We start from the raw sequence: 20,809 nt of genomic DNA on the forward strand, positions 1-20,809 counted from the left end.
GACCGTACTTCAGCATCGTGGCCAGGACGCTGCCGGCATGATGACGTGGAACGAAGGACGCTTCTTGCTGCGCAAGAGTAATGGTTTGGTGCGTGATGTATTTCATACCCGCCATATGGCTCGTTTAAAAGGTAACTTGGGCATTGGCCACGTGCGTTACCCAACGGCCGGCTCCTCAAGTGAAGCGGAGTCTCAGCCGTTTTATGTTAACTCTCCTTACGGTATCGCCCTTGCGCATAACGGTAACTTGACCAACTCAGAGCAGTTGAAGCAAGAGCTGTTTTCCACCGACCTTCGCCACATTAACACCAGTTCTGATTCCGAAGTGCTGCTCAACGTGTTTGCCCATGAGCTGGGTAAGCAGGGCCTGCACCTGGAAGCGGAAGACATCTTTGATGCTGTGCGTAGAGTTCACCGCCGCTGCAAAGGTGGCTACGCGGCGGTGGCGATTATTAACGGCTTTGGGATGGTGGCTTTTCGCGACCCTTTCGGTATTCGTCCGGTTGTGTTTGGCACCCGTGAAGAAGAGAGCGGCCAAGCCGTCATGATCGCCTCTGAATCCGTTGCGCTGGATGTAGGTGGTTTTGAACTTGAACGTGATCTTTCGCCTGGTGAGGCGATTTTTGTCGATATCGAAGGCAATATTCATACTCAGGTGTGTGCCGACCGCCCGCAGCTTCGCTCGTGTATCTTTGAACATGTCTATTTAGCGCGCCCAGATTCGCTGCTTGACGGTGCCTATGTCTACGGAACCCGCATGCAGATGGGGCGTAAACTGGGTGACCGCATTTTAAATGAGTGGCCGGATCACGATATCGACGTGGTGATTCCTATCCCTGATACGTCGCGTACCTCCGCGCTTGAGATGGCGCAGCACCTAGGAGTGACCTACCGCGAAGGGTTTATGAAAAACCGCTATATTGGGCGCACTTTCATTATGCCGGGGCAGGTTCAGCGTAAAAAGTCGGTTCGCCAAAAACTCAATGCCATTGACGTTGAGTTTAACGGCAAGAATGTACTGCTTGTCGATGATTCGATCGTACGCGGCACTACCTGTAAGCAAATTATTCAAATGGCCCGCGACGCGGGAGCACGTAAGGTCTATTTTGCCTCGGCGGCACCGCCGGTACGTTTTCCTAATGTTTACGGCATTGACATGCCGTCCGCTTCTGAGCTAATTGCCCACGGGCGTACTGAAGAGGAAGTCGGTGAGCTGATTGGCGCTGATCGCATTTTCTATCAAAATCTAGAAGATCTAAAGGCGGCCTGTCGGGAAGTGAACCCTGAAATGGAGGCCTTCGACTGCTCGGTGTTTGACGGCAACTACGTGACCGGAGATATTGACGACGCCTATTTGGCGGCGTTGGAAGCTAGTCGTAACGATGCCGCGAAAGACCAGAGTGCTGGTGATCATGCTCTGGTCGGCATGCACAATCAGGACGATGACCTGGACGATTAAGGGGTAAGCCTTATGCATGACGATAATCACCAGGATGAGTGGTCATTAGAGACGCTGGCGATCCGCTCAGGTCATCAGCGCACCTTTGAGCAGGAGCACTCTGAGCCTATTTTTCCAACGTCCAGCTTTGTCTACGAAAGCGCTGCGGAAGCCGCGCGTAAATTCGGTGGACAAGAGCCCGGTAACGTTTATTCGCGCTTCACCAACCCCACGGTGCATACGTTTGAACGGCGTCTAGCGGCACTTGAAGGTGGCGAGCGCTGCGTGGCGACAAGCTCCGGTATGTCAGCGATTCTAGCTACCGCGCTCGCGCTACTCTCTGCCGGTGATGAAATTGTTGCATCTCGGTCGCTGTTTGGTTCCACGGTGAGTCTGTTCGATAAATACCTGGGAAAACTAGGCATCACGACGCGCTATGTAGAGCTTTCCAATCTGTCTGCCTGGGAAGCTGCGATTACGCCAAAGACGCGGTTATTGTTTGCTGAAACACCCTCTAATCCGCTGTCTGAAATTGCCGATATCTCTGCACTAGCCGCGTTAGCTAAGCGGCATGATGCGCTCTTAGCGATTGATAACTGTTTTCTTACTCCGGCACTTCAGCAGCCGCTGGCACTTGGCGCGGATTTAGTCATTCACTCAGCAACCAAGTACTTGGATGGTCAAGGGCGCGCAATTGGCGGCGCGGTGGTCGGTAGTCATTCGTTGCTTGAAGAGGTGTTTGGCGTAGTGCGCACGTGCGGCCCATGCTTGAGTCCTTTCAATGCATGGATTTTTACCAAAGGTTTAGAAACCTTATCACTACGTATGAAGGCGCATTGTGAAAACGCCTTAATACTTGCACGCTGGTTACATGCCCACCCGGCGGTAACTAAGGTGTATTACAGCGGTTTGGAAGAACATCCTCAGCATGCGTTGGCCAAGCAACAGCAAAAAGGCTTTGGCGCAGTGTTAGGTTTTGAAGTGCAGGGTGGTCAAGAGGGCGCTTGGCAGGTTATTGATGCGACTCGAATGCTTTCTATTACGGGTAATTTAGGCGACGTTAAAACCACCATTACTCACCCAGCAACGACCACACATGGGCGTCTTTCTGATGCTCAAAAAACCTCAGCAGGTATTGCGCCGGGGCTCATTCGCGTTGCGGTTGGGCTCGAGAGCCAAAAGGACATTCAGCGCGATTTAGCTCGCGGTTTGGATGCACTAATGGCCAAAACAGTCTAAAAAACCGTTGACCTGCTTAAGTGTTTTGAAACGACTCAACCCCACCAGAAGTGGGGTTGTTTTTTTTCCAGCGGCACTGGCTTGCTTTGTGAGGCGCCGCTGGATATCGGCTTGGGTGAGAACCGACAGCGATCTCTATTAAGAATTTCTAGACGTCAATTCAGTAAGGGCGATGTTTTGTCCGCCATTACTTTGATATTCAGCCGTTGATTTTGGGTGGCTAACCGCATTTTTTTCACTACCGCCATTCACGGCAGTTAAATCGCTTGGCGTCATGTTGCGCTCGCCAATTGTTTGCTGCTGAACCTGGGAGGTAGCGTGAGCGACTTCATTGAATTCATCAGAGCCTCTTTCTGCCAGTGCGGCACTAGAGAAAAGCGTCAGAGCGATGGCGGCGACTGTGGTAAATTTGTTCATGATAGTTAACCTCGTTGGCGTGCTTCGATATGTATTGGCGGCGAGTTCGCCGTGTTCGTTTTCGAACATGTGATTATTGTAAGCCCGCTAACAAAATGTGAAAATTGATTTAAATTGCATTTATCATTCTATATTTTAGAATGAATTGGATTATGGCTACTACGATTCAGCTTTATGTCCACCCGGATCAATATGGCTAATGTGTCGCTGATGGATATTGCTAGCGAGCTAATCAATGATTTTTACGAATGGTTTTTGCTGGTTTTTTCAGCAGATTCCACTAGCAGTAATGGGTATGCTGATTGCTAATAAACGATTAGCCATAAGTAGGCGCCAGTCGTCAATAAAGTGAGGAATAACCAATGTGGCGTAACACGCAGCGAGGCTGGGGTATTGTTAGTATTTTGCTTCACTGGTTAAGTGCTGTGGCCATTATTGGTTTATTTGCATTAGGCTGGTGGATGACGGGGTTGGGCTATTATGATCCCTGGTATAATCAAGGCCCATGGGTACACCGCTCAATTGGTATTTTGCTCTTGTTCGCCACTTTAGCGCGCTTAGTGTGGCGTTTATTCCAGCCCACCCCCCGATTAGAAGGTCGTCGCTTAGAGGTGGTTGCTGCGCACTTAGGACATATTGGGCTATATGCGGCTGTGCTATTGGTAATGATCAGTGGCTACTTAATTTCTACCGCCAATGGTCGTGGCGTCAGCGTCTTTGGTTGGTTTGAAGTGCCTGCGTTACTGCAAAATTATCCCAATCAGGCAAGCCTTGCTGGCGACGTGCACTGGTATAGCGCCCTAACGCTGATGCTTTTAGCGGCGGGCCATACGCTTGCCGCGCTAAAACACCACTGGTTTAACCGTAATAAGACGCTGGTGCGTATGATGAACCCCCGTCACGCCCAGCGCAGCACTCGTGGCATAAATTGATTCGATACATTTTAGGCTGCTGGCATTTAGAAAAAAGCGCTGCCGGTTGCTATGTTATCTAAATAATATACGTTTTTGTAAACACTACGAAGGCCTAGAGCCGTCGCAGTGATTTTCAATAAGTAGCGACTTTTCAATAAAGAGAGGATTTATCAATGATGTTTAAAAAGACCGCATTTGCATCTGCTATTGCCGCGCTCGCACTGGTGCCATTGAGCCAAGCGCAGGCTGCTGATTACCAGCTTGATACAGAAGGTCAGCATGCGTTTGTGCAGTTTAAAATTAGCCACCTGGGTTTTTCTTATCTTTTAGGCAGTTTTGAAAAATTTGACGGTCAGTTTTCTTACGATTCTGAAGACCTTGACGCATCCTCTGCTGAAATCGAAGTTCAGGTTGATAGCTTGAACAGCAATCACGCTGAACGTGATCGTCATATCTTGAGCGGCGACTTTCTGAACGCAAGCGAGTTTCCGACGGCTACTTTCACCTCGACAGGATTTGCGTCAACGGGTGAAGACGCAGGCGTGCTAACGGGTGACCTAACGCTGCATGGTGAAACCCAAGAAATCGAAATGCCGGTGACGCTACTGGGTGAAGGCGATGACCCGTGGGGCAATTCTCGCGCCGGCTTTGAAGGCACCACGACGCTGTTGCTGAGCGATTACGGCATCGACATGAGCGATTTCCCTGAAGCGATGCATGAAGTTGAGCTCTATGTGACCTTCGAAGGCATTCGTCAGTAATTAAGTACTTTAGTACTTGCGCCACCGCCCCTTAAAAGGGCGGTGGCGTTTTACGTTAAGTCGATGATGTATTAACCCTCGTCTATATTAACCCCTGTCGTAAGGGTAAGGAGAGACTGCTTGGTAGCCGTTATGCATCAAAAAGAGTTGGCCACAACCCTATGGCGCCAAACGTGGCCTATGGCTATTGGCGTGCTGGCGCTATTGGGTTTTCAACTGGTTGATAGCGCGTTCATTGCTCGTTTGGGAACTGCGCCATTGGCAGCTCAGTCATTTACCTTTCCGCTGTCATTTTTGATTATTGGTATTCAAGTAGGAATGGGTATCGCTATTGCCGCGCTTATATCCCGGGCGCTGGGCTCTGGGGAAGACGAGCGTGCCAAGCGCCTAAGCAGCCTAGTGCTGATGGCCGGCGGTGGAGTGATTGGTTTATTGGCGATCGTTTTGTGGCTATTTTATGTGCCTATTTTTCAACTGCTGGGGGCGGATGAAACGACGCTATCCTATATTCGTGTCTACTGGGGGCCGCAGCTGCTATCTGCATGGTTAGGCGCGCTGCTGTATTTTAGCTATAGCGTATTTCGCGCCCATGGAGACACTCGGTTACCGGGTAAAATGATGGTGCTCAGTAGTCTCATCAATCTGGTTCTCGACCCTTTGTTCATCTTCGGTGTAGGTGATTGGCAAGGTTGGGGATTGCCAGGCGCTGCTTGGGCTACCGCAATTGCTTTCTCAGTAGGGTTGGTGATCACAAGTTTGAAACTGGCCCGCCGCCAGTGGGCATCCTCAGAGGGGCTGTGGCTAGAGACAAAACAATCATGGCGGCCGTTTACTGGGATCGCCGCACCGGCCATGGTCAGCCAACTGATGCCACCCTTAGCAGCCATGTTGGCTATCTCTGTAGTCGCAGGCCTGGGTGAAAGCGAAGTGGCTGCCTGGGGGCTGGCAAGTCGCTTGGAAACGCTCTCGCTAATGGTGATTCTGGCAATGACAATGTCACTGCCACCGTGGCTAGGGCGCTGCTATGGAGCGAACGACTGGGGGCAAATACATCAGTTGATGAAATTAGCTATCAAAGTGGCGCTGTTTTGGCAGCTAGGCCTTGGCGTGGTGCTGGCGCTTGGCGCTCCTTGGCTGGCCATGGCGTTAGCAGGCAATCCAGATGTGCAAAGTGAGCTGACGCTGTTGATCCGCTTCCTACTGCCGAGCTATGCGGCCCTTGGTGTTTGCATGTTAGTGGTATCTGCCGGTAATGCCTTGGGTTGGCCGTTGCGCGCGATGCTATTGTCCAGTGCGCGACTATTTGTGTGCTACTTACCTTGCCTATGGGTAGGGTCTCAGTTCTTCGGCTGGTGGGGTGTAGCGGCCGGTGGGGCAGTGGGAAATCTGCTGGCAGGTTTAATGGCTTGGCGTGTGCTAACGCGTATTTTATCCCGCCCACACCGGCAGGCGGGATTCGTCAATTAGCGTTTTCGAACTGACTCTTGAAACGAAAAATATAAAAATAGTAACGCCATAGCTAAGTAGCCCATTACAAATTCGGGCGCGGCGTTAAAGGTGAGTTTAGGCGCATGCATTAAGCCGCCAAACGAAAAGCCTGCAGCAATAGCCGCAAAGGCTGCCGCGCGTTTGAACTGATGATCGATGACTGACACCGTCATGGCGCCCAGCAAGATTGCCATAAACATAGCGCCTTGACCCATGACAACAATGGCGCTGGAAATGTCGCTAACCACTTCACCGGCGCCACGGTTGAAGCGTGTCATCACATAGTTTGCGAAGTAGGGCAGCATGGCCAACGCAATGGCAGGATAGTAGCGTGTATCGTTGGCCTGAAACGCCGTCGCAATCATCGACATGCCAACAAAGACCAAAATAGGCGCAACCACAGAAACGGGAATAATTGCTGCCAGAGCAGCGATTAATCCGAACATAGTTGCAAGCGCATAGACGGCTCCATTGAGCAGGCTATAGCCGCGCCCTGCGCCCATCCACTTGGCGCCCACCGTGGCAATATATACCGTGGTAGGGAATACGCCGCCAAATAGTGCTCCAATTATGGTGCCTACACCGTCCACTGCCTGACACTCACGCACATCATATTTGTCGCCGGCCGCTTCCATTGCCTCTACGTTATTCATTGTTTCAATAGCGTTATAGAGCGTGATGGGCAGTACTACCGTTAGTATGGCGAGCATGCTCGTTAGCAACAGCCCCAGCCCTTCAAACCATGCTAGGTTAGGCAATAATGGGTAGAACCCTAGGTGAGTAAAGGCATCGCTAAAGCGCTCTGTGTCAGCATCGCCAATTAAATAGGCCATGGTCGTGCCGACGATAATGGCAAATAGAGACGCAGGCAGCTTGAAAGGCATGCTGACTCGCGCGACTAAGCCGACGATGATAATAGCTAGCACCAGTAAGCCGATGATTGGCATTTCAAGCGTCTTAAACAACATCTCACCGGCGATGAACGTGAGTGCGACACCCGCAACGGCTCCAAGCATGGCGGCACGAGGCAAATGATGCTGCACCCAGCGGCCGATAATGCTGATGACAGCTTCGATGCCACCACTGATAAAACAGGCGGCCACGGCGACTTTCCAAGCCATTTCAGCATCGCCGGTAAGCTGCTTAGCGGGCAGTAAAACACCGAATAAAAATACGAACATAACCGGGGTGGATATGCCGTAAGACAGCGCAGTCACATCAGCGCGGTTTTCTTTACGCGCCAGTCTTGTCGCACTCCAAGCATAATAAAAATTTCCCACCATCACGGCGACTGCGGCGCCAGGCAGTACCTGTCCATAAACAATGGAGGAGGGGAATCCCATGCCTAGCATGGTAATGGCGATGATAACGAAATTGGCAATATTGTTTTGAAACAGCGCGAAGAACGCGTCGGTATCTTCTTTTTTATACCAAGGATAGTGGGTGCTAGCAGCCGCCATGATAGGCCTCTAAAGTATGATGGTTGTTTACAAGGATTCGCTGAGTGTGCCGAGAAGTTGACTAATCGGTCAGGCGTTACGTTGCAATGAGCGCCGCATGGGCGCCCCAGGCTCTGACGGCAATCGCATAATTGTACACAAGTCGATATAGCATCCCAAGATACAAAAATGCCCAGGCATTACCTGGGCATTTAACGCATTACAAAACGTAATGCTAGTCGTTAACGGCAGCAATAGCTTTGGCAAGGTAGGGCAGGTTCTCATTAGAAAATCCCGCTACGTTGGCACGGCCTGAGCGCACCATGTAAATGCCAAATTCATCGCGTAGGCGGTCGACCTGTTCGGGCGTTAGGCCCGTGTACGAAAACATGCCGCGCTGTTCAGCAACGCACGCATATTTCTGGTCCAGCCCGTAAGGCTTCAGTGCCTCAACAAAATCGCGGCGAAGGGTATTGATGCGGTCACGCATTTCGGTCAACTCTTCACGCCACATCGCGGTAAGCTCCGCGTCATGTAGAATTTCGCTGACAATAGAGCCACCGTGAGCCGGTGGGTTGGAATAGTTTTCCCGAGCAACGATTGCCGCCTGTGAGCGGATGTTGTCCATCTGTTCGCTATCTTTAGCCACCATGATCAAGCAGCCGGTGCGCTCACAGTAAATGCCGAAGTTTTTCGAGCAGGAACTGGTAATAATGGCTTCATCAAGATTTTCAGCCAGCAAGCGAACGCCGTAAGCATCTTCTTCTAAACCTTCGCCAAACCCTTGGTAAGCAAAATCGATTAGCGGTAGTAGCTTACGCTCTCGAACAATCTCTAATACCTCCTGCCACTGGTCATGGGAAAGATCAAAGCCAGTCGGGTTATGGCAGCAGGCGTGCAGGACAACGACATCGCCCTGTGGAATGCTTTTTAGCGCGGCGCGCATACCGTCAAAATCCAGACGGTTATCGGGATCAACATAGGGGTACTTGTGAAGCTCAATACCCGCGGCGGTGAATATGCCGTGGTGATTTGGCCACGTAGGATCGCTGACCCAAATGCCTTTGCCCGGCAGCTGCGAGGCGATGAAGTCAGCCGCTAAACGAAGGGCACCGGTACCACCTGGTGACTGGGTAGCGCTGGCACGATTGGCTTTCAATACGGAGGAGTCAGTGCCAAATACCATGGGCAGCACTACGTCGCCATAGCTTGGGGCACCGTGAGAGCCAATATACGTTTTCGTCGTTTCATTCTTGAGCAGGCGAGCTTCTGCTTCCTTCACGGCGCGCATTACCGGCGTATTGCCCTGAGTATCGCGGTAAACACCAACACCTAAATCCACTTTTTGTGGATTGGTATCTTTTTTGAAAGCTTCGATCAGCCCGAGAATGGCGTCTCCTGGGACTCGCTCAATATGCTCAAACATTTAATCGACTACCTCGTCAGTTCTGGCGGCAAGAATGAAGTCATTTAATCGCCAACGCGCTGAGTGAATGCCAGGGCGCTAGCAAAATGGCGAAACTTAAAGCATCGCGACAGCTTCATGATGCCATCGTGCTCGACAATCTGCCACTGGCTCAGGCTTTTTAGCCGCGTGAATGCCTCTTTTTGATTCAGCAGCGGCGCACCCTTACTGCATGAGTCTTACGTTAAGCTGGCGAGCTTTTCCATGATGGGGCTCCTGCTGCTGTGAAGGGCTGATGAGATATAAAATGGCTTAATTAGCGAACTTATTATATTAGTGCTGCTATCAGCGTCGAAGGAGCCCGCAGTCGTGGCCACCGCTTTTGGCGCTATACAGCGCCTGATCTGCTAGCCCAATAAGACTCGTTAAAGGCTCTTTGCAGCGGTACTCGGCAACCCCGATGCTTAGTGTTAAATGGCCTTCCCCCATACCAAAGTCATGTGCACTAATTTATTCGAGGCGTTATCGGCATTTAATGATAAAATTAATTACTTTTTAATATATAGAATCTAATTTTTATTCCTCGAGGTGGTTTCTTGGAAGTAAGACGACAGCACGGTGATCAGTCATATGGCTGGGTGAGTTTGGTCGGAGCCGGCCCTGGAGATCCCGAATTACTGACGCTCAAAGCTTATAAACGCCTGCAAGCAGCCGAAGTGGTGCTCTATGACCGCTTGGTTAGCGATGAAATTCTGGCGTTTATACCTAGCAAAGCGCAGCGCTACTATGTTGGCAAGGCTCGTTCGCTGCATAGCGTGCCTCAAAATGAGATCAATCAAGCGTTGGTAGCGTGGGCTCATCAAGGGAAGCGCGTCGTACGCCTCAAAGGCGGAGACCCGTTTATATTTGGCCGGGGAGGTGAGGAGTTAGAAGCTTTGCGGGCTGCTAAGGTTAGCGTGGAAGTGATTCCTGGCGTCACGGCAGCCTCAGGATGTGCAGCCTATGCGGGTATTCCCCTTACCCACCGGGACCATGCGCAGTCGGTTCGTTTTGTTACCGGCCACTTACAACAGGGGGAGTGCGAGCTTGACTGGGATGCCCTTGCCCGACCCGCGCAAACGCTTGTGTTCTATATGGGGCTAGGCAGCGTTAGAGTCATTAGTCAGGCGCTGATAGAGCACGGGATGTCACCAGAAACGCCGCTGGCGCTTATCGAGCAAGGCACTACGCGTCAGCAGCGCACGCACGTGGGAACCCTTTTATCGCTGCCCGATGCTTTCTTGGCGGGCGATATAAAACCACCTACGCTGCTTATAGTAGGCAGCGTGGTGGCATTACACACGACCCTTGCGTGGTTTGACGTACTTGAGGGGCAGGCGTCAGGTTTTCCTGAAGGTAAACATTCACCTTAGTCAGCAGCATTAGCTTTCAAGCTAAGCGGTAGCTCCCCAGTCACATGGCGATAAGAATTTACTAACAGACTGGCTAGATGCAATGAGCTGTGTATGCTGAAAGGGTAATCGTTCGCCGCTAGGGAATCACTGTTGCTAAATCATTTCTTCAGTTTGCACACATCTTGGCTTGCCAATCTAAGCGTAGATCATAGAGGAACGCATAATGTCAGAAGACAATCATTCAGACAATCTGCCGCCAGCCAACAAGCCGGAGTCGGAGCCGGTCAAACAGGCGGATATGAAAACGCTCTTTCAAGACAATCGAGTAAAAACCATTGCAGGTATCGCGGCAATCGCGGTTATTTGGGCAATCATGGCGCAGTCTAATGCGAGCACACGTCAAGATCGTATCGATAGCCTTGAAGAGCAGCTAGTAAGTGCTGAGCAAGAAAACAGTCAGATGAAACAGCGCGTTAGCGAAATTGATGAAGCCGAAACGAATCTCGCTACGTTGCAGGAAGAGCGGGATTCCTTACAGGCACAGCAGGATGAGGCCAACACTGCGCTCCAGAGTGCTCAGGGTGACGTCAGCGAGGTTCAGACGCGCTTAGAAGAGCTTGAAGCTGAGCGGAATAAGCTGCAAGAAGAGATTTCAGCATTGAGCGAGCAGTTAGAAGCTGCTGAAAATGATATGGCGGGGCTGCGTGAAGAGCGAGATGAAATCACCAGCACCCGTGAAGAAGCAGAAAGTAATTTGCAGCAGGTTGAGGAAGCTCGCCAGAGCGCTGAAGACGCCCGGCAAGAAGCTGACGCTGCACGTCAGCAGGCGGTAGACGACTTAAGCGCTAAAGAAGAGGAGCTGTCTGCACTGGAGGAGCAAATCAGCCAAACGGCTGCGCAGCAAACGAGCCTAAATGAGGAAGTTTCCACGACTCAAGGCGAGCTTGACGATTTGATGACGGCTCTAGGCGCCGGTCGTGAAGAATTGTCGAGTGTCGAGAGTAATCTTGAGGGGCGTGAAAGTCAGCTGCAGCGTTTAGAGAGCCAGCTAGGTGAATGGCGTGATGAGCTTTCCACGCTAGACAGGCGCTTAGCTGATGCAGAAAACTCAGTCAGCGAAGCAGCGGCTACTTCACAAGACAGCGCTGATGAAGAGAATGCGCCTGACAGTAGCGATGAAAGCGCGAACGATAGCGACGGTGGTAATCAAGAATCACACCAAAATGCCGGTTGAAAAGTGACTAAGCGTTGACCCTTTATTGCTAAGCGCTGATGTTGAAAATAAGAGCGGATGTCGGGCAGCCGGCGTCCGCTTTTTGGTTGTTGGTTTATGATTGTTGCGCTGAGGAGTATCATTTACTTAACGATTAATCTAAGGGGCTATTTTAATTAAGCGCCTAACCATGAAAGGAGTGCCATTGGATGGATGGGGTTAAGCATATTATTGCAGTGGCATCAGGCAAAGGCGGCGTGGGTAAATCTACCGTCACCGTTAATTTGGCGCTGGCATTAGCCGCACAGAATTATCGCGTGGGCGTTCTTGATGCTGATATTTACGGGCCCAGCCAAGCACAAATGCTCGGTGTTAAAGAGGGCGTACGCCCACAGGCCGCGGCCAATAATAAATTCCTACCGCTTGAGGCCCATGGTATTCAAGCCATGTCGATGGCCTTTATGGTTAACACCCGTGAGCCCATGGTATGGCGTGGCCCGATGGTGGTGGGTGCCTTTCAGCAGATGTTAACGCAAACTCAATGGGATAACCTAGATTTTCTGCTGATTGATATGCCCCCAGGCACCGGTGATATCCAGCTAACGCTGGCGCAAAAAGTGCCGGTAGCAGGCGCCGTGATTGTCACAACGCCGCAGGATATTGCGCTATTAGATGCCCGTAAAGGGATTGAAATGTTCCGCAAAGTTAACGTGCCGGTGTTGGGCGTGGTTGAGAACATGAGCCTTTACCACTGTGAAAACTGTGGCCATGAAGCCGCTATTTTTGGTACTGGCGGCGGTGATAGCATTGCCCAAGAGTACGATACCCAAGTGCTTGGACGGCTGCCATTAACGCTTGCTATCCGTGAGTTAACGGATTCAGGCAGGCCGAGCGTCGTATCTGAGCCAGAAGGTACGGTGAGCCAAACCTTTGCAGCGATTGCAAAAAAAGTAGCCGAAGCGGTAAACATGAGCCAAAACGACGGCCCTACCATTTCCTTTAGCGAGTGATAACGTACTAGATGAGTATCAAATCTGATAACTGGATTCGTCGCATGGCTAAAAGCGATGCAATGATCGAGCCGTTCGAGGCTGAGCAGGTGCGCTATGTGAACGATCAGCGCGTCATTTCCTACGGCACGTCAAGCTACGGATACGACGTGCGCTGTGCTGATGAATTCAAAGTGTTTACTAATATTCACTCGGCTATTGTCGATCCTAAAGCGTTTGACGCGAAAAGCTTCGTTGATATTAAAGGCGACGTTTGTGTTATTCCGCCAAACTCATTCGCATTAGCGCGTACGGTAGAATACTTTCGCATTCCGCGTAATGTGCTCACTATTTGCTTAGGAAAATCTACCTATGCGCGCTGTGGCATTATTGTTAACGTCACGCCGCTTGAGCCTGAATGGGAGGGCCATGTAACGCTTGAGTTCTCTAATACGACGAATTTGCCTGCGAAAATCTATGCCCATGAAGGCGTTGCACAGATGCTGTTCTTAGAGTCCGATGAAGTGTGTGCTACTTCGTATAAAGATCGTGGTGGCAAGTACATGGGGCAGCGCGGAGTGACGTTGCCGCGTACTTAAGGCTCCCCATGAAAAACGCCTGGCGGAATATCAATCTCCGTCAGGCGTTTTTTGTTTCAATTTTTTCAACTCAGTCCTGGCGCGTTTGCTGAACGCTATTACAGGTGCGATTCGTCGTCAGGCTCCTCATCAAGCTCTTCCGCCGCATCGGCATGGGAGAGACGCATTCCGTATTCGGGAAGCAGCTGTCCGTCCATTTTGGCGCCATCTGCACTGAACTGTAGCCTGCCTTCTAAGAACCACTGTACCGCAATCGGATAGAGCAGATGCTCGCGGGATCGAACCTTCTCTTGAAGCGTTTCTAACGTGTCATCAATACTTACCTGTAGCTCGGCTTGTAGTACCACCGGGCCGCCGTCTAGCTCTTCGGTCACAAAGTGAACGCTGCAGCCGTGGCTTTCCACGCTGTCCGCCAGAGCCCGCGCGTGGGTATTAAGCCCCGGGTAGTTGGGCAGCAGCGACGGGTGAATGTTGAGCATACGGCCCAAGAATCGCTGCACAAAACGAGGCGTTAAAATACGCATAAAGCCTGCCAGAACGATGAGATCCGGTTCGTGGCGTTCAATGACTTTAATTAATGCGCCATCATAGGCTTCGCGGCTGTCATATTCGCGATGAGGCAGTGCGACCGCTTCAATACCTGCTTCATGGGCTCGTTTTAAGCCGTAGGCACCAGCGATATTGGAAATGACCGCAACGATTTCACCGCCGCCTAAGCGGTCATGTGACTGGGCATCAATAAGCGCCTGCAGATTGCTGCCATTGCCAGAAACCAGTACAACGATACGTCTAGCACCGACAGGTTCTGGCGTTACGTCTTTAATGGTGTCGCTTTGGTAGTCCGTATTGGTCATGCCGAGAGGTTCTCCAAAATAACAGCTTCCTCTTGGCGTTTAACGATATTACCCAGGCGATACACGGTTTCTCCCTGCGTGTCTAGGTAAGCGACTGCCTCATCCGCTTGTTGCTGCGAGACCACCACCACCATGCCAATGCCGCAGTTGAGGACGCGGTGCATTTCGGTTTCATTGACATTGCCGTGTGACTGCAGCCAATCAAACACGGCGGGGCGCTTCCAGCTGTTAATGTCAATGTGAGCAGCGAGGTCATCCGGCAGAACACGGGGAATGTTTTCCAGCAGCCCGCCACCGGTGATGTGCGATAACGCGTGCACGGCGATATCACTTTCGCGCATTAAAGACAGCAGTGATTTAACATAGATGCGGGTAGGCGCCATTAGCGCATCGCCTAGTGCCGTACCGTCAATGTCGGTGTCTAGCGAAGCGTTGCTAACATCAAGGATTTTGCGGATCAGCGAGTAGCCGTTAGAGTGCGGACCTGATGACGCAAGGCCCAGCACAACGTCGTTTTCAGCGACTTTGCTGCCATCCAAAATGTCTTCTTTTTCAACGACACCGACGCAAAAGCCTGCTAAATCATAGTCGCTACCTTCATACATCCCCGGCATTTCGGCGGTTTCGCCACCGACTAATGCGCAGCCCGCTAGCTCGCAGCCAGCGCCAATTCCGGTGACAACGTCAGCAGCAATATCCACATCGAGCTTACCCGTGGCATAGTAGTCGAGAAACAGCAGTGGCTCGGCGCCGGCGACGATCAAATCGTTGACACACATCGCGACTAAATCAATCCCAATTGTGTCGTGTTTGCCAAGATCCATGGCTAGGCGCAGCTTGGTACCGACTCCGTCGGTGCCTGAGACAAGAACAGGCCGCCGATAGCCTGCCGGTATTTCGCACAGTGCGCCAAAGCCGCCAAGCCCACCCATTACTTCTGGGCGAGTAGTGCGCTTGGCAACGTGTTTAATGCGGTCAACCAGGGCGTTACCGGCATCAATATCGACGCCTGCGTCCTTGTAGCTGAGGGAAGGAGTAGCCGAAGAAGAAGAGGTCTCGGTCATGACAGATCCTGTGAAGCAAATAGCGGTGCTGGTAGTGCTGGCGACATGGCCAGTGCTGGACGATAACTGAATCGGATTGTAACACTCAGTGGCGCAGGCCGCACCGCTGTGAAGCGTGTTGAAAAGCTTACGAGCAGGTTTTGCTGATATACGGCATAGTAACGCTTAGTGAAAATAACCGATTTAAATTAATATTTGAGAGGGAAGTATGCGCAATTCTTGGTGGGGTGTGCTGTTTTTGGTAGTGATAGGCGGTTCTATTTATTTGCTAGATTCAGTGCTGATGCCTTTTATTGCTGGAATGATTCTCGCTTACTTGGCCGACCCGCTGGCTAATCGCTTCCAGCGCTGGGGTATGAATCGGCCTCTGGCCGTGAGTAGCGTATTTTTAGTCCTGCTCATCATCCTGGTGGTAAGTTTGCTGATATTGATACCGCTAGTTGTTCAGCAACTTAAACAGCTGGGAGAAGCTATCCCGGGTATTTTCAACTGGGTCGAAAATACACTGGCTCCCCAGGTGCAGGAATGGACCGGTTATGATGTGACCGCAGAATTAACCAATGCCCGCGAAACACTGGTTGAGAACTGGCGCGATGCAGGCGGTTATTTAGCGCAGGCACTGGGCCAAATTGGCCGTTCTGGAATGGCGTTCGCATCTTGGGTGACTTATGTTGCACTGATTCCCGTGGTGACTTTTTATCTGCTTTTAGACTGGAATCGATTGCTCGACAATATTGCTAATTTAATTCCTCGCCAGTGGGCTGATGATACCTTTCGGTTAGCGCGCCGTTGCGATGAGGTGCTTTCCTCATTCTTACGCGGGCAGCTGTTGGTCATGCTCTGCTTAGGAATTATCTACGCAGTAGGTTTGACGCTGATGGGGCTTAACTTCGGCCTGCTGATTGGCTTTGTGTCTGGGCTGGTGAGCATCGTACCGTTCTTGGGTTTTATTGTAGGCTTGGTGATCGCGCTTGTGGTGGCGCTCTTTCAATATGCCACGTGGTGGGCAGTGGTGGGCGTGATTTTAGTCTTCAGCGTTGGTCAAATGGCTGAGAGCGTGGTGCTTCAACCTAAACTGCTGGGCGACAAAATTGGCCTACATCCGGTAGCGGTTATCTTTGCCGTATTGGCGGGTGGAAAGCTGTTTGGTTTAACAGGGGTATTGTTGGCACTGCCGGTGGCTGCGGTGATTTTAGTGTTGCTTAAAGAAGTTAAAGTACGCTATCAGCACAGCGAGCTGTACGACGATAAAAATACCGACGATCAGCCAAAGATTATCGAGGTAAGTTCGTCATATTATGATGAGCTGAGTCGTGATGATAAACGGGAGTCACCATGAGCCGAGCTCCGGCACAGCTTCCTCTGGGCATTGGTTTACGTGATGATGCCACGTTTAATAATTACTATGCGGGGCGTGCGAACGCATCGCTAGTAGAGCATGTCACCCAGCAGCTAAGTGCAGAGGGTGAGCAGTTTCTATACCTGTGGGGGGCACCCGGCGTAGGGCGCAGTCACCTGCTTCAAGCGGCCTGTCACGCAGCGTCAGATGCAGATAAGCGCGCGCTGTATTTACCGCTGGGTGACTTAGGCCACTTTCCGCCGCTGATGCTGGAAGATATCGAGCGATTGGATCTTGTGGCGATCGACGACTTGGAGTACGTGATCGGGCGTAAGCGCTGGGAAGAGGCCCTGTTTCACGCTTTTAATCGGCTGCGGGACGCAGGTAAAAAGTTATTGATTGTTGCCAATGCCTCTCCACGCCAATTAAATGTGCAGTTGCCTGACCTCGCCTCGCGGTTAACCTGGGGGGTTACTTTTCACGTTCATCCGCTAGATGACGACAGCGAGCGTTTGGCTGCCCTTAAGCTTCGTGCCAGCGTGAGAGGCATACAGCTGCCCGACGACGTGGGCCGCTATATTTTACATCGAGGCCCGCGTGAACTAGGTGAGCTTTGCCGTGCGGTGGAAACGCTTGATAAGGCGTCGCTGACGGCTCAACGCAAGCTGACGATACCGTTTGTTAAGTCTGCCCTGGGTTGGTAAGAAGAGGTTTAGCCATAGGGGCAAAAAATGATTCGACAACCACTAAAACGCCACCGTAGGCAGGGCCGACGGTGGCGTTTTAACGAGCTGGTTTACCCGCTTATAACATGGGTAAAGCGTTAAGCGGTTTTGCTCATTTTGCTAACGGCAGTTTGCGCTTGCTTGACATTTTCTTCAGTCAATTTCTGGCTTTTCTGAATAAAATCCTGCTGTAATGACACTACTTTATCCGCATCGCCCTTAGCGCGCTCGGCCAGTTCTTTAGCAACGTTTTGCTGGCTTTCCATGTAGCTACGTAAGCCTTCCGCGTCTTTTACGTTCATCATCTGACGCATCTGTGCAATGCTGGTGCCTGTATAGGCTTTGCTGGCATCCATCTGAGCATTGATCATTTTTTCAGCGTAATCAACGCTTAGTGCCATAAAAGAACGTGCGGGCGCCATAAACATATTGTCAAACTGCTGAGTCATTTCATTCGTATTAACAGTATTCATATTCATTACCTCTAGGGTTGCAACAGCACGGCCAGAGCCAGCATTGCTAAAATAGATTGCCAGAAACAGCCATCCAGAGGTGGGTACTGCGTACTTACTGGCATCTCTACACGTTATCTTGCAGTGCAGCATAGCAAAGCCTTTTGTGCGGTGCAATATTGGCTCTAAGTGTATGTGCTGAGCAGCTCGTTAAAGCTTTATTGAAGACGTCTTTTTTTGAAGCAGGCTTTATTTGATAAGCGTTTGGCAACCCTTGGCGAACGATATCACGGCTTTGCGCTCAGATCAGGAGGAGTCGTCATATTCATAGGAGGACCAGCAATGGCAACACGTATTGAACGCGACAGCATGGGTGAATTGGAAGTGCCCGCAGATGCCCTTTACGGTGCGCAAACGCAGCGAGCAATTAATAACTTTCCGGTATCTCACACGCCAATGCCCCCGGCCTTTATTCATGCGGTTGTGCGCATCAAATTAGCCGCAGCACGTGTCAATCAAGCATCGAGAGAGCTTGATAATGAGCGCGGAGAGGCGATCCAGAAAGCTGCGCGTGAAGTGCTAACCGGTATTCATGATCAGCATTTTCCCATTGATGTGTTTCAAACCGGCTCAGGCACCTCCTCTAACATGAACGTCAATGAGGTGTTGGCCAATCTGGCGTCCCGAGAGGGTGTCGACGTCACCCCCAATGATCACGTCAATATGGGGCAGTCGAGCAACGATGTCATTCCAACCGCTATCCATCTCTCGGCCGCCATTGGCGTGCATGAAACTCTACGGCCCGCGCTGGTACATTTGCGCGACACGATTGACCTCCGTGCTAGTGAGCTAAGCCATATCGTTAAAACGGGTCGCACCCATTTAATGGATGCTATGCCGCTACGTATGGATCAAGAGCTAGGCGCTTGGTCGAGCCAGCTCAATCAAGCCATCGAGCGGTTTGATGGTGTAATGCAAAGGCTTTGCCGGTTAGCACAGGGCGGCACGGCGGTTGGCACCGGTATCAATGCTCCTGATGGGTTTGCTGAGCAGGTTGCCCAGGAACTTAGCGAGCAGACGGGGTTGATGTTTACTCCTAATGATAGCTTTTTTGCCAGCCTCTCGTCACAAGATGCGGCGGTAGAGCTGTCAGGGCAGTTAAAAGGTCTAGCCTGTGTGATTATGAAAATTGCCAATGATCTGCGCTGGATGAATTCAGGACCGCTGGCTGGGCTGGGTGAAATTGAGCTTGAAGCGCTGCAGCCCGGCAGTTCAATCATGCCGGGTAAAGTAAACCCCGTGATTCCCGAATCAGCCGCTCAGGCCGCCGCACAGGTTATTGGCTTAGACGCGGCGATTACCGTTGCGGGGCAAAGCGGTAACTTCCAATTGAATGTCATGCTGCCGCTAGTGGCTTCCAATTTGCTCACTTCAATTAACTTGATGAGCAATACGTCTCGGCTGCTTGCTGACCGTGCAATTGCGACGTTTAAGGTGCGTGAAGAGAATCTGAAAGCGCCTCTGGCACGCAATCCTATTCTGGTAACAGCGTTAAATGGTGTGATTGGTTATAACGCAGCGGCCGCTATTGCAAAAAAGGCCTACCAAGCGGGTAGGCCGATCATTGACGTTGCTGAGGAGAATACAGACCTGGATCGGGAAACGCTTGAGCGCCTGTTAGATCCGGCCGTGTTGACTCAAGGCGGTATTCCCGAGTAACCCGGCCTGTGTGGCGGGCGTCAGCGATTAGGTTTCTTGATGTTCGGTTTTTCCTTCTTGAATCGTTTCGCTGGCCTCTTCCTGTTCCTCTACGCTGGCTTCGGGCGTCTCATGCTCATCTTTGCGCGAGGGGCAATAGCAAAAGGTCGCTAGGATAGGGTAGTGATCTGAGCCGAAGTAGCTTAGGCGCTGCATGCCTACCAAGGTGAAGTGCTCGGTAACGAAAATATGGTCCAGAGGCCAGCGTAATAGTGGATATTTAGCGTGGAAGGTGCTGAATAACCCGCGGCCTCGGCGCGGGTCTAGCATGCCGCCAACGCGACAAAAGAGCTGTGTTGTCCTTGACCACGCTACGTCATTAAGGTCGCCTGCTACTAGGGTCGGCTCTGGGTTGTCATGAATCTTCTTGCCGACAAGTAAAAGCTCTGCGTCGCGCCACAAAGAACTCTCACTCTCGCTGGGCGCAGGTGGTCGGGGATGAAGTGCGTAGAGGCAAAGCTTCTCGCCGTTTTCTAACGTGACAGTAGTATGAATAGACGGAATATCATCTTGAATCAGCCGCTCTATGGAGGTATTGGTTAGCTCCAAATGCGAGTAGAGGTGCATGCCGTAAAGATTATCAAGCGGGATTTTAACGTTATGGGGCCAGTATTCTTTCAGTGCGGGGTCTAGCTGATCTTCCCACCACTGATCAGACTCAAGCGTCAGCACAATGTCAGGCTGGTGCTTGCTTATCATGTCGATAAGCGACTGGGCCTGCCGATTCGGCGTTAATACGTTAGCGATTAGCAGCGTAATGGTGGGGCCTTTACCTGGACTTTCTGCCGCTTGAACCTGCACAGGCCAAAGCGGCGTCCATGGCAAGATGTAATAGGCCTGAACCAAGAAGGTAGTGCCTGCTGCGCCTAGTGTAATCCACTGCCAGCGGCCTGAATCAATGAAGACAGCCGCCAGTAAAAAGTCCGCGAGCGCGACGCATGCAATCTGTAAGCGTGGAAATTCAAAACTGCGGATCCACCACCAGTGCAATTCGATGCGCGCAATGAGCGTGGCTAATAACAGTGCGATGGCGATGCTTCCTAGCAAAATACCGAACATAGCTTACTTCCCTATAGATAATGGCCATCATACTAAAACACTTAGCCTGCGACGTAATAATATAAGTGTACAGGTTAGACGACAATTTGGTATCGAGTGAGGCGTGCAAAGAAGCGAAGCAGAACAGGGAAAAAGCTTGCAATTCAGTGGTAAAAGCGTAAAATTCGCATCCGTTGCATGGCATGACTATGTCTGCGAGCAGTGCCAGTAGGACCATAGCTCAGTTGGTTAGAGCGCCACGTTGACATCGTGGAGGTCGGCG

General features: G+C 51.3%; 21 protein-coding genes. 12 read left to right on the top strand and 9 right to left on the bottom strand.

Features of this window, described 5'->3' with window-relative positions; translation table 11 throughout:
• Positions 1–1,459 (top strand): amidophosphoribosyltransferase (gene purF, locus ACTH5D_RS12515; protein WP_441671720.1); only part of this gene is annotated, 1,459 nt, incomplete at its 5' end.
• 12 nt (positions 1,460–1,471) lie between these two features.
• Complete coding sequence (locus tag ACTH5D_RS12520) at positions 1,472–2,677, top strand: O-succinylhomoserine sulfhydrylase (RefSeq protein WP_441671722.1); 1,206 nt, start codon at positions 1,472–1,474, stop codon at positions 2,675–2,677.
• Positions 2,678–2,815: 138 nt separating this feature from the next.
• Here the strand turns inward: ACTH5D_RS12520 and ACTH5D_RS12525 are convergent, their stop codons facing one another.
• Positions 2,816–3,094 carry a hypothetical protein gene (locus ACTH5D_RS12525; RefSeq protein WP_441671724.1) on the bottom strand — a complete coding sequence of 93 codons (279 nt, stop codon included), beginning with the start codon at positions 3,092–3,094 and terminating at the stop codon, positions 2,816–2,818.
• Positions 3,095–3,456: 362 nt separating this feature from the next.
• On the opposite strand from ACTH5D_RS12525, the gene ACTH5D_RS12530 reads away from it, so the two are divergent.
• The 3 genes from ACTH5D_RS12530 (at position 3,457) to ACTH5D_RS12540 (ending at position 6,236) form a co-directional block, all read left to right on the top strand.
• Complete coding sequence (locus tag ACTH5D_RS12530) at positions 3,457–4,026, top strand: cytochrome b (protein ID WP_441671726.1); 570 nt, start codon at positions 3,457–3,459, stop codon at positions 4,024–4,026.
• A gap of 158 nt (positions 4,027–4,184) precedes the next feature.
• Entirely contained in the window at positions 4,185–4,769 is a 585-nt protein-coding gene (locus ACTH5D_RS12535; protein ID WP_441671754.1) for a YceI family protein, read from the top strand.
• 132 nt (positions 4,770–4,901) lie between these two features.
• Positions 4,902–6,236 carry an MATE family efflux transporter gene (locus ACTH5D_RS12540; protein WP_441671756.1) on the top strand — a complete coding sequence of 445 codons (1,335 nt, stop codon included), beginning with the start codon at positions 4,902–4,904 and terminating at the stop codon, positions 6,234–6,236.
• Here ACTH5D_RS12540 and ACTH5D_RS12545 read toward each other — a convergent pair.
• The 4 genes from ACTH5D_RS12545 to ACTH5D_RS12560 form a co-directional block, all read right to left on the bottom strand.
• Complete coding sequence (locus ACTH5D_RS12545; protein ID WP_441671728.1) at positions 6,233–7,717, bottom strand: NCS2 family permease; 1,485 nt, start codon at positions 7,715–7,717, stop codon at positions 6,233–6,235. The two genes, ACTH5D_RS12540 and ACTH5D_RS12545, sit on opposite strands and share 4 nt — an antisense overlap.
• A 214-nt stretch (positions 7,718–7,931) precedes the next feature.
• Positions 7,932–9,122 carry an amino acid aminotransferase gene (locus tag ACTH5D_RS12550; protein WP_441671730.1) on the bottom strand — a complete coding sequence of 397 codons (1,191 nt, stop codon included), beginning with the start codon at positions 9,120–9,122 and terminating at the stop codon, positions 7,932–7,934.
• Between the two features lie 44 nt (positions 9,123–9,166).
• Positions 9,167–9,316 (bottom strand): 4a-hydroxytetrahydrobiopterin dehydratase, encoded by a 150-nt coding sequence (locus ACTH5D_RS12555; protein ID WP_441671758.1) that lies wholly within the window; start codon positions 9,314–9,316, stop codon positions 9,167–9,169.
• A 130-nt stretch (positions 9,317–9,446) separates the two neighbouring features.
• Entirely contained in the window at positions 9,447–9,590 is a 144-nt protein-coding gene (locus tag ACTH5D_RS12560; RefSeq protein ID WP_441671732.1) for a diguanylate cyclase domain-containing protein, read from the bottom strand.
• 107 nt (positions 9,591–9,697) lie between these two features.
• Between ACTH5D_RS12560 and cobA the strand changes: the two genes are divergently transcribed.
• From cobA to dcd, 4 genes are all read left to right on the top strand, one after another.
• Entirely contained in the window at positions 9,698–10,513 is an 816-nt protein-coding gene (cobA, locus tag ACTH5D_RS12565) for a uroporphyrinogen-III C-methyltransferase (RefSeq protein ID WP_441671734.1), read from the top strand.
• Between the two features lie 205 nt (positions 10,514–10,718).
• Entirely contained in the window at positions 10,719–11,729 is a 1,011-nt protein-coding gene (locus ACTH5D_RS12570; protein WP_441671736.1) for a kinesin, read from the top strand.
• 188 nt (positions 11,730–11,917) lie between these two features.
• Positions 11,918–12,718: an iron-sulfur cluster carrier protein ApbC gene (apbC, locus tag ACTH5D_RS12575; protein ID WP_441671738.1), complete on the top strand. Its 801-nt coding sequence runs from the start codon at positions 11,918–11,920 to the stop codon at positions 12,716–12,718.
• Positions 12,719–12,729: 11 nt separating this feature from the next.
• Complete coding sequence (gene dcd, locus ACTH5D_RS12580; RefSeq protein ID WP_096279703.1) at positions 12,730–13,296, top strand: dCTP deaminase; 567 nt, start codon at positions 12,730–12,732, stop codon at positions 13,294–13,296.
• Between the two features lie 98 nt (positions 13,297–13,394).
• On the opposite strand, the gene purN is transcribed toward dcd, so the two are convergent.
• Entirely contained in the window at positions 13,395–14,150 is a 756-nt protein-coding gene (gene purN / locus ACTH5D_RS12585) for a phosphoribosylglycinamide formyltransferase (protein WP_441671740.1), read from the bottom strand.
• Positions 14,147–15,214: a phosphoribosylformylglycinamidine cyclo-ligase gene (gene purM, locus ACTH5D_RS12590; RefSeq protein ID WP_441671742.1), complete on the bottom strand. Its 1,068-nt coding sequence runs from the start codon at positions 15,212–15,214 to the stop codon at positions 14,147–14,149. Before purM ends, purN begins: the two co-directional genes overlap by 4 nt.
• Before the next feature lie 208 nt (positions 15,215–15,422).
• Here purM and ACTH5D_RS12595 point away from each other — a divergent pair, with 208 nt between their 5' ends.
• Together ACTH5D_RS12595 and hda are read left to right on the top strand one after the other, a co-directional pair.
• A complete protein-coding gene (locus ACTH5D_RS12595; protein ID WP_441671744.1) occupies positions 15,423–16,553 on the top strand; it encodes an AI-2E family transporter in 1,131 nt (376 codons plus the stop codon).
• Positions 16,550–17,257 (top strand): DnaA regulatory inactivator Hda, encoded by a 708-nt coding sequence (hda, locus tag ACTH5D_RS12600; protein WP_441671746.1) that lies wholly within the window; start codon positions 16,550–16,552, stop codon positions 17,255–17,257. The genes ACTH5D_RS12595 and hda overlap by 4 nt, the downstream gene beginning before the upstream one ends.
• A gap of 119 nt (positions 17,258–17,376) precedes the next feature.
• On the opposite strand, the gene ACTH5D_RS12605 is transcribed toward hda, so the two are convergent.
• On the bottom strand, positions 17,377–17,751 hold the full coding sequence (locus ACTH5D_RS12605; protein ID WP_441671748.1) for a phasin family protein: 375 nt from the start codon (positions 17,749–17,751) through the stop codon (positions 17,377–17,379).
• 321 nt (positions 17,752–18,072) lie between these two features.
• On the opposite strand from ACTH5D_RS12605, the gene ACTH5D_RS12610 reads away from it, so the two are divergent.
• Complete coding sequence (locus ACTH5D_RS12610) at positions 18,073–19,449, top strand: class II fumarate hydratase (RefSeq protein ID WP_441671750.1); 1,377 nt, start codon at positions 18,073–18,075, stop codon at positions 19,447–19,449.
• Positions 19,450–19,476: 27 nt separating this feature from the next.
• Here ACTH5D_RS12610 and ACTH5D_RS12615 read toward each other — a convergent pair whose 3' ends face one another.
• Positions 19,477–20,547 (bottom strand): endonuclease/exonuclease/phosphatase family protein, encoded by a 1,071-nt coding sequence (locus ACTH5D_RS12615; RefSeq protein ID WP_441671752.1) that lies wholly within the window; start codon positions 20,545–20,547, stop codon positions 19,477–19,479.
• Between the last annotated feature and the right edge of the window lie 262 nt (positions 20,548–20,809).

It is taken from the genome of Halomonas sp., from assembly GCF_052095695.1.
Taxonomy (GTDB): Bacteria; Pseudomonadota; Gammaproteobacteria; order Pseudomonadales; family Halomonadaceae; genus Vreelandella.